The sequence below is a fragment of the Kribbella antiqua genome (assembly GCF_004345665.1).
Classification (GTDB): Bacteria; Actinomycetota; Actinomycetes; order Propionibacteriales; family Kribbellaceae; genus Kribbella; species Kribbella antiqua.
Map to the genome: position 1 here is coordinate 410,980 of NZ_SLWR01000006.1, position 14,212 is coordinate 425,191.

Here is a 14,212-nt window from a genome sequence, read left to right on the forward strand (position 1 = left end):
GGGCGGGAAGTGGCGCCGCTTGTCTTAATGGGTCCCGTAGACGTTGAGCTCGGCGGCAGAGCCGAAGACCGCGCCGTTGAGGGAACTGGTGCCGACGAACTTCACGTAGCGGCCGGGGGTGGCGGCGAAGTTCACCCGCTGGGTGTCGCGAGAGTTCGGGAACTCACCGGTCGCGACCGGCGTACCCCAGCTCTGCCCGTCGGTGCTGACGTAGATCTCGTAACCCTTGAACATCCCGTTCGTCCCACTCTGCCGCGGCAGGTAGCTGAAACCGTCCACCTGGTACGACGATCCGAGGTCGAGCGTGAGGTGATGCGGGAACCCAGCGGGCGTGGGCACTTCGGACCACGCGGAATGCCACAGCGTGCTGGGGTTTCCGTCCAATGCCGAGGTCGCCGCGCCGCCGGTGCCGACATCCTCGCTGCTGACGTCGGCCACAGTGATCCGGGACTGCGGCACGATGCCCGGCGGCAGCACGGTCGCCTCGGCGCTGATCGTCGCCTGACCACCCGTTGCCATCAGCACATACTTTCCTTCCGGTGTTCCGGCCGGCGGAGTCACATCCCACCTGGTTGTCACACTGGCGCCCGGGGCAACGGTTGCGTGGGTCGCCGGGGTCGTTGCCGCGACGCTCCATCCGGCGGGAGCGGTCAGGTCCATCGTGATGTTGTTCGCGGCAACGACGTCGTTGTTGGTGAAGGTGGTGACGACCGTGTTCGCCTCACCGGAGACGAGACCGGTCAGGCCGGACACTGCGACCGAAGTGCAGTCGGCCGGCTCGGACGTCGTACCGAGATCGGTGACGGCGAAGTTGTCCAGGACGAAGTCGGCCTGGTCGCCGCCGCCGGACAGTTTGCGCAGGCCCACCCAGTAGTCGCCGCCGCAACCGGCCACGAACTCCTGGCCGAAGGTCGCCTCGCTCCGCTGTTCACCGATCGGGGTGGCCTTCACCTCGACGGACTCGGGTCGGTCGACACCCTGGACCCAGGTGTACTGCCCGGCGCGACCGCTCACGTAGTCGAAGCTGACCTTGTACCTGTGACCGGGCTGGAAGTTCACAGTCCACGGAGCCGTCCGGTACACCAGACCCTCGTTCTCCTCGTGGGACTTGAGCGACCACTCACCGTCGAGGACGTCGTCGACCAGCTTGCCGTTCCAACCGGCCTGCGTGTACGGCGCGTGCTTGCGAGCCAGGCTGGTCCGAGGATCGGTGACACCACCGGCGTCACCCTTCACGAACGGGCCCCAGCCCTGGTCGATGTTCTCGAAATCGTCGACCAGCCCTGCTGCCGGGCGCTTAGTCTCGACCACTCGGACGTCGTCGATCCGGACTCTGACATTGCCTGCAGCCGCTCCGATGGTCAGGTCGGCGGTGTTGCCCTTGGCATCGAAGAGCACGCGGACGCGTTGGTAGTACAGCTCCTGTTTGTCGTCGGCGGCAACCTTGTTCTGTGCCGTTGACCGCGTCAACGAGTTGCTCACGCCATCGACCGAGACCGTGGTCTTGCGGGACTTGCCAGGATCGACCTCGATCCAGGCGGAGGCGCTGTACGTCCGCCCGGCGGTGAGTCCGGTGATGCGCTGACGCAGGGCCGATGCTTGGGTGCCCAATGAGGCAACGTGCTGGCCGTTTTCCAGGGTGTCGAGCTTCGCCGAGCCGGTGACGTTCCAGGCGTTCAGGGTGCCGGCGTTGAAGCCGGGGTCGGTCAGATGCGTGCCTTCACCCCAAGACGCCGGTCGTGGCGTCGGTGCACTCTCTGGGTAGAGGACGTACGGCTGGCCGGCGACCGCGTCGAGTGTTACGGCTCCTCGCCGTACGGGCGCGGTTGCGACCTTGACGCGACCTGTGTCGGTCAGTTTGTAGACGGCGAACTTCGAGACGCCGGCGAACGCGGACGGGATGCGCCACGTGGTCGCGCCGCCGTCGGGGTTGTAGTGGTAGAGCTTCTTGTTGTTGTCCCAGGGCAGCAGGTATTTGTCGTCGTCGAGGACCTTCGCGGTGCCGGCATACACGGTCCGCTTGCCGTTCTCGGCTGTGCCGCGGACGCCGTCGGTGAAGGTGATGTCCGAGCTGTTCCAGTCGGTGATCTGCTGCTGCTGGAGGAACTTGGCGGGCAGGTTCCGCTGCCAGATGTTGGCGTAGAACGCGTTCCAGTCGACCTCACCCGTCCAGCCCTCGAACTCGACGAGCGAAGCCTGGCCGAGGATCGGGTCGTTGTTCCAGACATCCTTCTCGTGGTTGCGGACGAAGCGGATGATCTGGGAGTTCAGGCCCTTGTTGGTGGCGCCGCCGTAGTCGAGGTCGTTGGCCCAGTGCGACCACAGCGACGTACGCTCGTGCCGGTCGGCCCACTCGGTCGCGATCTGCCAGCCCTGGCCGGCGAGCTGCCGGGTCAGGCCGTCGGCCAGCCAGCCGGACTGGTAGTACACGTCGATGTAGAGCTCTTGCAGGTTCTTGTCCGTCTCGTCGCGGAGCTGCTGGAACCGCTTCACGATGTTGCCGGAGGCAAGGTCTGGGCGCTGCTTGATGTAGTAGCTCTGGTTCAGCCAGTTCCAGCCCTTGGCATTCTTGTCGACCAGGTCCTCGCTGAAGCCGTTCGCCTCGGGGTAGGACTCGGTCGCGTTCACGTGGACGCCGAAGGCTGCGTTCCAGGCTTTGCCCTTCTGCAGCAGAGTGTTGAGGTCCGTGAGACCACCCGCGCGGATGTTGTAGTTGCCGCCGTAGTCAGGGTGCGCCGAGTCGTGGCCCTCGGCGCCGTACCCCTTGAGGATCGCCATCTGGCCGAGACCGTCGGTGGCGAGGGAGATGCGCTTGACGTCGTCGAGGGTGCGCAGGAACGGGTGCGTCGCCTGGCTGGCGAAGTTGAACGGGATGTGCGTGATCACCCGGTTCTTCACCTGGTCGCCACCCTGAGGCTCGGTCATGATCGAGCGGAACGCTATCGCGCCGTCCTGCCAGTCGACAGTCTTGTCCTGATTGGCGTCGGGGGTGACGACGACCTTCGCCCAGGGCAGTGGTTCGGTGTACGGCGAGGTGTCGGCACGGTAGGTCCATTGGCCGCTCCACACGCCGACGCGCGTCGTACCGTCACTGGCCTTGCGAGCGCGGTGCCAGAAGCGCGCGCCGTCGTCGACAGACTGGCCATTCGGCTTGTCGTAGACGGAGTTCGACTCGATGCCGGCGGCCAGGCCGCTGGTGTTCACAAACGCGTACGCCGCTCCGGTCGCGGACGACTCGGCCGCGGTAGCCGCGGTTATCGGCGTGATCTTGTCCGCGGTCCGGGTCGAGTCGGGGTCCAGCGTGGTGAACGCGGTCGTCGCACCGGCGTCCGTACTCGCGACCGACACCAGGTCGTGGTCGGGGATGTCGATCGTGTGCACCGGGCTGGTCTCGGTATCGCGGACCGCGTCGATCCGGAACGTCGTCACCCGCCCGGCGAGGCTCAGGCTGGCATCCAGCTCCACCCCAGGAAGCGCGTCGAAGGCGAGCTTGTACGACGCGCGGCCCTGATCAACCGCTGGTGGAGCGGCGAGACGCGCCGTCCGGGCCACCCCGTCGATGGTGATCGTCGAGAGCGCGTCCGGCTGACCGCCAAGGGTCTGCCCGGAGGCGTTGTCGACGTACCTGATCACCCGCGGGAAGTCGGCCCCGACGGTGACGGTCAACTCGCTCGACCGCAGCGTCAGATCGTCGGCGGCATGCGCGCCCACCGGCACGCTCAGCACACCGGCAGCCAGCGCTACAGACAGCACTCCATGCCCCACTGAACGTTTCATGTTGAGAAAGTTCGCACGTAACCGCTAACTCGTCAAGAGAAACGAACAGTTATGAACAAGATCAGCCCTCGCACGGGTGGTGCTAGCCGGCGAGGATCCTGCCGGTCACCTCGCCCAGGCCGAGGCGGGTGCCGGTGTTGGTGGTAGCCCAGGCGGTGATGGTTACTTGGTCGCCGTTTTCGAGGAAGGTGCGTTTGTCGCCGTTGACGATGAGGGGTTCGCGGCCGCCCCAGGTGAGTTCGATGAAGGAGCCGCGCTGGTCCGGCTGCGCGCCGCTGACGGTGCCGGAGGCGTAGAGGTCGCCGGTGCGGACTGACGCGCCGTTCACCGTCAGGTGGGCGAGCATCTGGGCGGGGGACCAGTAGATGTCCTTGTACGGCGGACTGCTGACGAGCTCGCCGTTCAGGTAGACCTCGAACGTGATGTCGTAGTTCACCAGGCTCTCGCCGGCGAGGTAGGGCAGGACTGGCGGGTCCTGGGCTGGGAGCGGAACCTTCGCGGGTGCCAGGGCCTCCAGGGAGACCACCCAGGGGGAGATCGAGGTCGCGAACGACTTGCCGAGGAAGGGGCCGAGCGGGACGTACTCCCAGGCCTGGAGGTCGCGGGCGGACCAGTCGTTCACGACGACCACGCCGTACACATGGTCCTCGAACGCGTCGACCGGGATCGGCTTGCCCAGAACCGACGGCGTGCCGACGACGTACCCGAGCTCGGCCTCGATGTCGAGCCGCTGCGAGGGGCCGTACGACGGGACCGTTGCGTCCGGCGCCTTTCGCTGACCGGACGGGCGGACGATATCGGTGCCGCTGGCAACGATGGTGCCGGAGCGGCCGTGGTAGCCGACCGGGAGGTGTTTCCAGTTCGGCAGCAGGGGTTCGGAGTCGGGGCGGAACAGCCGGCCGAGGTTGGTCGCGTGCTGCTCCGACGCGTAGAAGTCGACGTAGTCCGCGACCTCGAACGGCAGCTGCATCGTGACCGCCGACTGCGGGATCAGGTGCGGCTCGACCACCTCGCGGTCGTTCTCGTTGCGAACCAGGTCGAGCAGCCATTCCCGGGTCGCTTGCCAAGTGGGGCGGCCCAGCGCGAGGAAGTCGTTCAGCGACGGCCGAGCGAACCACTGTGCGCCGTCCATCATCTGCGCCGACGCGACCGGGGCGAGATCGATCACCTGGTCGCCGATCGCGGCGCCCACCCGGGGCTCCTCGTCGCCGAGCCGGAACACGCCAAGCGGCAGGTTGTCCGGCCCGAACGGGGAGTTCGCGGGCATGTCGATCCAGGTCACCGGGCCTCCAACAGGCTCAAGTCGGTCAGGTCATGGCGCGGCTCGTCGATGCTGCAGGAGCCGAACGAGGTGAACCACCGGCGCGCCCCGGCGGCCTGATCCTCGGACAGTTCGCGGGCTCGGGCAGCGAGTTCGGCGCCGTCGCGTGATGCCAGTACGGCGGTCACCTCGTCCTGCGCGGCACCGTCGAGCGAGGCGCGCGTCGCCAGCAGGACATTCAGGAAGCCGTGGTGCTCGAAACCGGTGTCAGCCGCGGTGTGGCGTACGGCGTTGTGCAGCCCTGCCGTGCATTTGAAGGCGACCTCGCGGTCCAGGCAGGCGGTGATGAACGCCGCGACCTGCTCCTCCGACGGAAACAGTGACGCGTCGAGACCGCCGGTGCGGAGCTTGGCGGCGTACCCGGCATCGGCGACCACGTCGAGCGCACGCTCCCAGCCGCCGTCCAGGCCGATCTCGACGAAAGCGTTCTCCTCGTCCAGGCAGTCGTCGCAGGCGCGCACCACGCGGAGCGCGTTGCGGGACAGGTCGTCCTCGGCGCGCAGCCGGACCTCCACCGCGGTCACCTCGATGTCCGCGGACCGATCGCCGTACCGGACGGCCGGCTCGATCCCGCCGGCACCGCCGGTGATGACGACCGCGACCCGCAGCGGGCCGGCACTCCCGGTCCGCGCGGCCTCCGCGGCGACCTTCATCAGGTCCTCGTCGGTGCAGACGAAGGGGCCGACCAGTTCGGCGTACGGCGACTGACGGTGCGCCCGGTGCGCCGCGACCGCCTCGACCAGCGGCAGTTCCCCGGGCGGGAACATCGCCGCATCGTCGACCAGGTGCCGGAACAGGGCAGGGATGGTTGACATGGGTCCGAGCCTAACGGATGCTTTCGGTAAGCGGACGCATGCGTTCGACTATCGTACACCTGGAGCAGGGAAATGACGTTCTACCGGCAGGTCGGGCAGGTCCCGCCCAAGCGGCACACACAGTTCCGGAAACCGGACGGCGGGCTGTACTACGAGGAGCTGATGGGGGAGGAGGGGTTCTCGTCCGACTCGTCGTTGCTGTACCACGCCGGCGTGCCGTCCGCGATCGTCGACTCGCAGGTGTGGGAGCTGCCCGACCTCGCCACCGTCGCGAACCACCCGCTCACCCCGCGGCACCTGAAGCTGCACGACCTCTTCACCGACACGTCCAAGAGCAACCCGGTCGAGGACCGCAGGCTCGTGCTGGGCAACGGCGACGTCCGGATCTCGTACGTCGTCGCCGAGCAACCGTCGCCGTACTATCGCAACGCCATCGGGGACGAGTGCGTATACATCGAGAAGGGCTCGGCCACCGTCGAGACGGTGTTCGGGGTGCTGGACGCGGTCAAAGGCGACTACGTGATCATCCCGCGGGCGACCACGCACCGGTGGTTGCCGGGGGCAGACGGAGTGTTTGCCTACTGCATCGAGGCGAACTCGCACATCGCGCCGCCGAAGCGGTACCTGTCCCGCTACGGGCAGTTCCTCGAGCATTCGCCGTACTGCGAACGGGATCTGCACGCGGCGACCGAGCCGTTCGTGGTGGAGGGCAACGACGTCGAGGTGCTGGTGAAGCATCGCGGCAACGGACCGAGCGGGATCGTCGGTTCGCGGATGACATATGCGACGCATCCGTTCGACGTGGTCGGGTGGGATGGTTGCCTGTACCCCTACACCTTCAACGTGAGCGACTACGAGCCGATCACTGGGCGGATCCACCAGCCGCCGCCGGTGCACCAGGTGTTCGAGGGCAACAACTTCGTGGTCTGCAACTTCGTGCCACGCAAGGTGGACTACCACCCGCTGTCGATCCCGGTGCCGTACTACCACTCGAACGTCGACTCCGACGAGGTGATGTTCTACTGCGGCGGCGACTACGAGGCGCGCAAGGGCTCCGGCATCGGCCTCGGCTCGATCTCGCTGCACCCCGGCGGGTACGCGCACGGCCCGCAACCGTCCGCGATCGAAGCCTCCCTCGGCGCCGAACGCTTCGAGGAACTGGCCGTGATGGTCGACACGTTCCGCCCGCTGGAACTGGGCGAAGGCGGCATGGCGGTCGACGACGGCAGCTACGCCTGGACCTGGGCCGGCGGTAGGAGAAGCTGATCCGCGCGGGTCGGTGAGCGGGCGGATCCAGGCAATGGGATTCTTGGGGAATGGATGAGGGAGGCGGGGAGGCGTTTGTCGTCGGGCTTGATCGGGAGGCGGTGCTGCGGCGGCGTGAGGTGATCCGGAACGTTCAGCTGCGTGGTGCGTGGGTGACGCTGGTGATCGGTGCCGTCGGCATCGTCGCCGCGCTGGCCGCGATGATCGCCTTCCGTGGTGCGGGTCTGTGGCCGTTCGCGCTGTTGTTGATCGCGGCAATGGTCCCGCTGGTTCTCAGCTTTGTCCTCGTCCGCCGCCTCGACGCCGAGCGGCAACGCTGGTACGCCGCCAACGAGCTGCAGCCGGTCGCCATGCGCATGTCCCCGAAAGCGCTCGAGCTGGCCTGCCACGGAGCCGCCTACCCGGTCGTCCTGCCCTGGGCGACGGTCAAGGGCTTCCGCCAGGAGAAGCTCTTCGGCCAGTACGCCCTCGAGCTGGAGCTGGCTCCAGGTGTCGCCGCCACCACCGCCGGCGTCCGCGGCCTCGACCAGCCCTCCGTCCGCTCCATCGTCAAACCCAACCCCCTGCTCCGCCCCACCGGCCTCTTCCCGGTCAACGCCCTCGACCAGCCGGTCCACGTCATCGACCAGGCCCTCAAACACTTCTCCAACGGCCAAGCCGGAGTCATCCACGCTGGGCAGAATCAGCAGGGTAAGGAGCGGTAGGTGTAGCCCTGGCGGGTTAGCTGGGTCAGGGCTTGGTCGAGGGCGGCGACGGTTTCGGAGCGGTTGCCGCCGCCGTCGTGCATCAGGATGATCGCGCCGGGCCGCGCGCCGGTCATGATCGCGCGGAGGATCTTCGCCGTACCGGGCTTGGACCAGTCCTCGGTGTCGACGTCCCATAGCACCTGGCGTTGGTGGTACGACGCAGCGACCGCCTCGACCTGGGCGTTCGTGTCCCGGAACGGCGGCCGGAAGCACTTCGACTTCACGCCGGTGGCGATCTCCTGCCGCATTTTCGCCGGGGGCAGGAGGGTCAGGTTCGGGTGGTCCCAGGTGTGGTTGCCGATCCGATGCCCGGCGGCCCGCTCGCGTGCGACCAGGTCGGGATGCGCCGCCACTTCCCGGCCGAGAACGAAGAAGGTCGCCTTCGCCTTGTGCTTCGCCAGTACCTGCAGAACCTTCGGCGTCCATTCGATCTGTGGGCCATCGTCGAACGTCAGGTAGAGCACCTTGCCGTGCGCGGCGAGATTCCAGTCGTCCACCACGTTCGTCGTACCGGTGCGCTGCTGCTGCTGCGGCTTCTTCGGCGGCTTGGGTTGGCTTTGCTTGTGCTTCACCACGACCGTGAGCGGCCCGTGGGCGGGAGCTTGTACGGCGGGAGCCGCACTGGTGACGGAGTGGTCGGCCGGTTTGGCGGCCTGGGCGAGAACGGCACCGCACAGCAGGGCGGCGACCAACGGCAGAAGCTTGCCGGGCGGCCTGGTCACGGGGCCTCCCGCCCTGGACTGAGGAGTGGAGGGAGCGAAGCGACCGGAGCGACGAGGGAAGGGCGGGAGTTACAGCCCCGTGGCCCGCCGCGCCGGAGGCGTGGCATGAGCACGGTCATGCCGCATTTTCTCGTGTGCACAGGGCCATCCGGGCATCAACCCGCCGTATTGTGTGCACTTCGGCCGGAGACCCCGGCGGCAGGCAGACTGCGGACACGTGAGGCGGACGATGACAGACGGCGGTGAGCGGACGGTCCGGCTGACCGTGATGGGCACCACCGACCTGCACGGCAACGCCTTCAACTGGGACTACTTCAAGAACACCCAGTACGACGACGCCGCGCACAACGACATCGGCCTGGCGAAGATATCCACCCTGGTCACCGCCGTCCGCGACCGCATCGCCGCCGACCGGCACGCGCCACGCCCGCTGCTCCTGGACGCCGGCGACACCATCCAGGGCACCCCGCTGGCGTACTACTTCGCCAAGATCGAGCCCATCACCGGCGGGCACCTGCACCCGATGGCCGCGGCGATGAACGAGATCGGGTACGACGCCGCGGCGCTCGGCAACCACGAGTTCAACTACGGGCTCGACATCCTGCGCAAGTTCCAGCGCCAGCTGGACTTCCCGTTGCTCGGCGCGAACGCTCAGGACTGGACGACCTGCCTGCCCGTCTTCCCGCCGTACGTGCTGAAGAAGGTGCACGTGCCGGGCGAGAAGCCGATCACCGTCGGCATCCTCGGCCTGACCAACACGGGTATCGCGATCTGGGACAAGGCTGTGGTCGAGCACAAGCTCAAGTTCGGCGGCATCGTCGAGCTGGCGAAGCTCTGGGTCCCGCGGGTCCGCCGGGCCGGCGCGGACGTGGTGATCGTGTCCGCGCACTCCGGTATCGACCTCTCCTCGTCGTACGGCGACGCGCTGCCGGTGCCGGAGAACGCGTGTGCACTGATGGCCGAGACTGTTCCGGGGATCGACGCCGTACTGGTCGGGCATGCGCACACCGAGGTCGCCGAGCGGTTCGTGACGAACATGACGACCGGCGAGCAGGTCGTGCTGAGCGAGCCGCTGAAGTGGGGCATGCGGCTGTCGCTGATCGATCTCGACCTGGAGAAGGTCCGCGGGCAGTGGAAGGTGGTCGGCCGGCACGGTCAGGTGCTGAACGCGAACACCGTCGCTGCCGATCCGAAGGTGGTCGCCGTACTGCAGAAGGACCACGACAAGGTCATCGAGTACGTCAACTCCAAGATCGGTACCTGCAAGGAGGCGATGTCGGCCGCGACCGCGCCGTGGGAGGACACAGCCGCGCTCGACTTCGTCAACTTCGTCCAAGGTGACGCTGTCGCGAAGGCGCTCGCCGGTACGCCGCAGGCGTCGCTGCCGGTGCTCGCGATCGCGGCGCCGTTCAACCGCCAGGCGGCGATCCCGGCCGGTGATGTCTCGGTACGCGACGTGGCTGGGCTCTACATCTTCGACAACACGCTGCTCGGGGTGACGCTCAGCGGGTCGCAGCTCAAGGACTATCTGGAGTTCTCCGCGCAGTACTTCAAGCAGGTCAGCGGGACCGGGCCGTTCACCTCCGACCAGGTGACCAACGCGCCGACGTCGACCGCGCCGAACGGGACGCCGGACTACAACTACGACATCCTCGGCGGGCTGACCAAGCCGCTCACCTACAAGATCGACGTCGCCAAGCCGGCCGGCTCGCGGATCACGGATCTCGCGTACGACGGTCTCGTAGTGGCGGCGGACCAGCAGTTCGTCGTCGCGGTCAACAATTACCGGCAATCGGGCGGCGGCAACTACCCGCACATCAAGACCGCGCCGGTCGTCTACAACCGCCAGGTCGAGATCCGCCAGCTGATGATCGACTACGTCACGACCACCGGCACAGTCGACCCGGCCGCCTTCCACACCGGCGACTGGTCCCTCGTTTCTGCCGGCGCACCCATCGTCATCTCAGCTAGTGGAGGTTGATTCCGGCGGCGCGGAGTTCGGTGAGGGCTTGCTGGGTGGTGGCCGGGGCGACACCGGCGGTCAGCTTGGTCAGGACCGTCGTACTGAAGCCTGACTCTTTCGCGTCCAGGGCGGTGGCGCGGACGCAGTAGTCGGTGGCGATACCGCAGACGTCGACGTCGGTGACGCCTTTTTCGCGCAGCCAGTCGGCGAGTGCGCGGCCGTCCTCGTGGGACTTGCCTTCGAAGCCCGAGTAGGCGGCCGCGTACTCACCCTTGTCGAAGATCGCGTCGAACGGCTGCGGGTCCATGTTCGGGTGGAAGCTGACGCCGTCGGTACCGGCCACGCAGTGCCGCGGCCAGGAGTTGACGAAGTCAGGGTCCTTGGAGAAGTGGTCGCCCGGATCGATGTGGTGGTCCCGGGTCGCCACCACATAGTCGTACTGGCGCTCGTCCGGCTCGGCTTCATGCCACTTGTGCAGCAGTTCGCCGATCCGGAACGCCACGTTCGCTCCGCCATTGACGGCCAGACTCCCGCCCTCGCAGAAGTCGTTCTGCACATCAACCACGATCAGGGCCCGACTCATCGCGACGCTCCTTATCCAGGTGCTCCTGCCCCCACGGTACAAGTGTCACGCCTCGTGAGCCGAGGTAGCGCGCCGTCAGCCGGGGATGAGGGTGCCTCCGGCGACGCGGAGGATCTCGCCCTGGATCGCGGTGGTGTACGGCGACGTGAGGAACAGGATCGCGTTCGCCAACTCGCTCACGTCTGGCAGCTTGCGGGCGGTGAAACCGGCCGCGATCTGCGCCAGCGCCGGCTTCGGGATGACCCGGTGTTCGCCGTTCTCCAGCGTGATGCCGGGCAGCACGATGTTGACCAGAACGCCGTCCTTGCCCAGGTCATGCTGCAGGCTGGCGACCAGGCCGTGCAGTCCGGCCTTGGCCGCGCCGTACGGCCAGGATCCGGGCAGGCCGCGCTCCGCGATGTCGGTCGAGATCAGCACCAGCCGCCCGTGCTCCGAGCGCCGCAGCGCCGGCGCCACCTGCTGCACGAGGTGGAAGTTGCCCTCGAGATTGGCGCGCAGGACCGGCACCCACCACTCCGGCTTGGCGTCCTCGATGTTCTCCGGCCGGTCGCTGAACCCCAGGTTGCCCCAGTTGACCGCGTTCCCCACCACCGCATCCAGCCCGCCCCAGCGGCTCACCGTCGCATCGACCGCCGCCGCGATCGTCTCCGGCTCATTCAGCTCCATCGGTACGACGTACGCCGTACCACCCGCGGCCTCGATCTCCTCCGCGACCGCCTCGGCCGCGTCCTTGCGGGCGTTATAGGTGATCGCGACCCGCGCGCCTTCCCGCCCGTACGCGATCGCCGTGGCCCGCCCGATCCCGGACGACCCTCCGGTCACCAGCACCGCCGCACCGTTCAGCCCCAGCTCCATGACGTATGCTCCTTAGTTAGTCGGCTAAGCAGAAAACTTAGCCGACTAACTACTGGGTTGGCAAGGTGTGCGTTCGGCGGGGACTGTGCGGTCGGACAGATAGGCGTTGATCTTGGTGCGGGCGCAGTCGTTGGACTGGTAGAGCGTGTGACCGGGCCCGTCGTGGTAGATCGACCCGCTGCCCGGGACCTGGGCGATGACCCGGGACGCCGAGTCGAACTCGACCCATGAGTAGTTTCAGCATGCTGGGCACGCTTTCGTGGAAAGGCCTCGAGCACATCGGACTACGGGCTGTCGGACCTGGGTCCGAGGTGGTGACGTGGTCGGTCGGTTAGGTTCTCTGGGTGACGGAGTCCGCGCTGACGCAGCAGCTGAGCCGGCGGCAGCTCATCGCCTTCGACTGCCTCGTTGCGGTCGTCTACGCCGTACTGCTTGTGCTGACCACGCCTGTGGACGCGCCGCCGTGGACCGTGCTCGTGACCGTCGGCCTCGCCGTACCGGTCGCCGTACGACGCCTCTGGCCGAGGCCCGCGCTGGTCGTGGTGATCGGGCTGTCCGTGGTGGCAGTTGTCCTGCAGGTACTCCGCGATCCGCTCCTCGCGGCGTCGTTCGTCCTGTACGTCGTCGGTCTGACGCGCGCGGCGGCACCGGCTACGAATCGTTTGCTCAGCGCAGCTGGTGCGGTGGGAGTCGTCGTGCTGTTCCTTGGGGTCATGGGTGGCTCGTCGCGCGGTTCGACCAATGTCGCGTTGGTGCTCTCCGGGCTCGCCGCGATGTACGGCACATGGATGCTCGGCCGGGTGATCCGGGACCGGCGCGCGGCGGCTGTCCAGGCTGCGCGTGCGCTGGCCGAGCGGGCGGTGTCCGACGAGCGGCTGCGGATCGCGCGGGAGTTGCACGACATCGTTGCCCACAGCATGGGGTTGATCGCGGTGAAGGCGGGAGTGGCCAACCATGTCCTGAAGGTCCGTCCGGAGGAGGTGTCGGACGCGCTGTCGGTGATCGAGACGACGAGCCGGGATGCGCTGGTCGAGCTGCGTCACATGCTCGGTCTGCTGCGGACGCCGTTCAGCCCTGCGCCACTTGGAGGGCTGGCCGCGCTGCCTGAGCTCGTCGAGCGGGTTGAGTCCACGGGGGGTGGAGGTCTCGTTGGTCGTAGACGTGCCGGCAGGTTTGCCCGAGGCGGTGGAGTTGACCGTGTATCGGATCGTCCAGGAGTGCTTGACGAATGTGGCCCGGCACGCGCGGGCCATTCGTTGCCGCGTCGCGGTTGTTGGCGACGCGTACGCCGTACAGGTAGAAGTGAGTGACGACGGATCAGGCGGAACGCCTGCTGTCGAAGGGCATGGGTTGATCGGGATCCGGGAGCGGGTGAGCATGTACGACGGGACGCTGCGGGCCGGGCCGCGTGCCGGGGGCGGGTTCGAGGTCGTCGTACGGCTGCCGGTGACTGTATGAGCGACATCCGGGTGCTGGTGGCGGACGATCAGGCGTTGTTGCGCGGCAGTTTCCGGGTGCTGATCGACACGACGCCGGGGCTGACGACCGTTGGTGAGGCAGCTGATGGAGTGGAGGCGGTCGAACTCGCCCGGGTCGAGCGGCCGGACGTCGTACTGATGGATGTCCGGATGCCGCGACTTGACGGCATCGCGGCGACTCGCGAGATCTGCGCATCGGTGGCCGCCGTGCGGGTGCTGATGCTGACGATGTTCGATCTGGATGATGCGGTGTACGCCGCTCTGCGGGCGGGGGCGAGTGGGTTTCTGCTGAAGGACGTACCGCCCGCGGAGTTGCTGCAGGCAATCAAAGTCGTGGCGGCGGGGGAAGGGTTGCTGGCGCCGTCCGTCACGCGGCGGTTGATCGCGGAGTCGCCCGGCTGGCCGAGCCGGGGCAGTCGCCGTTGGCCGGGTTGGACGGGGTGACCGAGCGAGAGCGGGAGGTGCTGTCGCTGATCGCGCGCGGTCTGTCGAACAAGGAGATCTGCGACCACCTGCACGTCGGCCACGGCACGGTGAAGACGCACATCGGCCATCTACTGGCCAAGCTACACGCGCGCGACCGGGCGCAGCTGGTGATCGCAGCCTACGAATCAAACCTCGTCCAGCCCCGCCGCCGGTTCGGCACACTGCCTGCTGAGTAGACCTCGAGAAGTTGGACGGCCCGC

The 14,212-nt window shown here is 67.5% G+C and carries 11 protein-coding genes and 2 pseudogenes; 6 read left to right on the top strand and 7 right to left on the bottom strand.

The features are described 5' to 3' along the window. Positions 1 to 24 precede the first annotated feature (24 nt). The 3 genes from EV646_RS19750 to EV646_RS19760 all read right to left on the bottom strand — a co-directional run bounded on the left by EV646_RS19750 (position 25) and on the right by EV646_RS19760 (position 5,913). Positions 25 to 3,777 (bottom strand): endo-alpha-N-acetylgalactosaminidase family protein, encoded by a 3,753-nt coding sequence (locus EV646_RS19750; RefSeq protein ID WP_132150574.1) that lies wholly within the window; start codon positions 3,775 to 3,777, stop codon positions 25 to 27. Between the two features lie 82 nt (positions 3,778 to 3,859). Then, positions 3,860 to 5,059: a fumarylacetoacetase gene (gene fahA, locus EV646_RS19755; protein ID WP_132150576.1), complete on the bottom strand. Its 1,200-nt coding sequence runs from the start codon at positions 5,057 to 5,059 to the stop codon at positions 3,860 to 3,862. After that, entirely contained in the window at positions 5,056 to 5,913 is an 858-nt protein-coding gene (locus EV646_RS19760) for a hypothetical protein (RefSeq protein ID WP_132150578.1), read from the bottom strand. The genes fahA and EV646_RS19760 overlap by 4 nt, the downstream gene beginning before the upstream one ends. 72 nt (positions 5,914 to 5,985) lie before the next feature. Between EV646_RS19760 and EV646_RS19765 the strand changes: the two genes are divergently transcribed. After that, entirely contained in the window at positions 5,986 to 7,179 is a 1,194-nt protein-coding gene (locus tag EV646_RS19765; RefSeq protein WP_132150580.1) for a homogentisate 1,2-dioxygenase, read from the top strand. A gap of 50 nt (positions 7,180 to 7,229) precedes the next feature. Beyond that, on the top strand, positions 7,230 to 7,883 hold the full coding sequence (locus tag EV646_RS19770) for a hypothetical protein (RefSeq protein WP_132150582.1): 654 nt from the start codon (positions 7,230 to 7,232) through the stop codon (positions 7,881 to 7,883). On the opposite strand, the gene EV646_RS19775 is transcribed toward EV646_RS19770, so the two are convergent. Beyond that, positions 7,862 to 8,647 carry a polysaccharide deacetylase family protein gene (locus tag EV646_RS19775; protein WP_199237066.1) on the bottom strand — a complete coding sequence of 262 codons (786 nt, stop codon included), beginning with the start codon at positions 8,645 to 8,647 and terminating at the stop codon, positions 7,862 to 7,864. The genes EV646_RS19770 and EV646_RS19775 overlap by 22 nt on opposite strands. Before the next feature lie 217 nt (positions 8,648 to 8,864). Here EV646_RS19775 and EV646_RS19780 point away from each other — a divergent pair, with 217 nt between their 5' ends. Beyond that, entirely contained in the window at positions 8,865 to 10,628 is a 1,764-nt protein-coding gene (locus EV646_RS19780) for a bifunctional metallophosphatase/5'-nucleotidase (RefSeq protein ID WP_241996185.1), read from the top strand. Here the strand turns inward: EV646_RS19780 and EV646_RS19785 are convergent. From EV646_RS19785 to EV646_RS40995, 3 genes and pseudogenes are all read right to left on the bottom strand, one after another. Further along, positions 10,615 to 11,193 carry a nicotinamidase gene (locus EV646_RS19785; protein WP_132150584.1) on the bottom strand — a complete coding sequence of 193 codons (579 nt, stop codon included), beginning with the start codon at positions 11,191 to 11,193 and terminating at the stop codon, positions 10,615 to 10,617. The two genes, EV646_RS19780 and EV646_RS19785, sit on opposite strands and share 14 nt — an antisense overlap. A 75-nt stretch (positions 11,194 to 11,268) precedes the next feature. After that, positions 11,269 to 12,048, bottom strand: a complete 780-nt coding sequence (locus EV646_RS19790) for an SDR family NAD(P)-dependent oxidoreductase (protein ID WP_132150586.1) — start codon at positions 12,046 to 12,048, stop codon at positions 11,269 to 11,271. A 45-nt stretch (positions 12,049 to 12,093) separates the two neighbouring features. Next, positions 12,094 to 12,249 (bottom strand): annotated as a pseudogene (locus EV646_RS40995) (alpha/beta hydrolase); the annotation flags it as partial. A gap of 143 nt (positions 12,250 to 12,392) precedes the next feature. On the opposite strand from EV646_RS40995, the gene EV646_RS19800 reads away from it, so the two are divergent. The 3 genes and pseudogenes from EV646_RS19800 (at position 12,393) to EV646_RS19805 (ending at position 14,188) form a co-directional block, all read left to right on the top strand. Next, positions 12,393 to 13,358, top strand: coding sequence for a sensor histidine kinase (locus EV646_RS19800; RefSeq protein ID WP_199237067.1), 966 nt, complete (start codon positions 12,393 to 12,395; stop codon positions 13,356 to 13,358). After that, the gene (locus EV646_RS39390; protein WP_338419268.1) at positions 13,279 to 13,506 is read left to right on the top strand and encodes an ATP-binding protein; all 228 of its coding nucleotides are present in this window, start codon (positions 13,279 to 13,281) and stop codon (positions 13,504 to 13,506) included. Before EV646_RS19800 ends, EV646_RS39390 begins: the two co-directional genes overlap by 80 nt. Continuing rightward, positions 13,503 to 14,188, top strand: a pseudogene (locus EV646_RS19805) (response regulator). The gene EV646_RS39390 and the pseudogene EV646_RS19805 overlap by 4 nt, the downstream one beginning before the upstream one ends. The last annotated feature ends 24 nt before the right edge of the window (positions 14,189 to 14,212 follow it).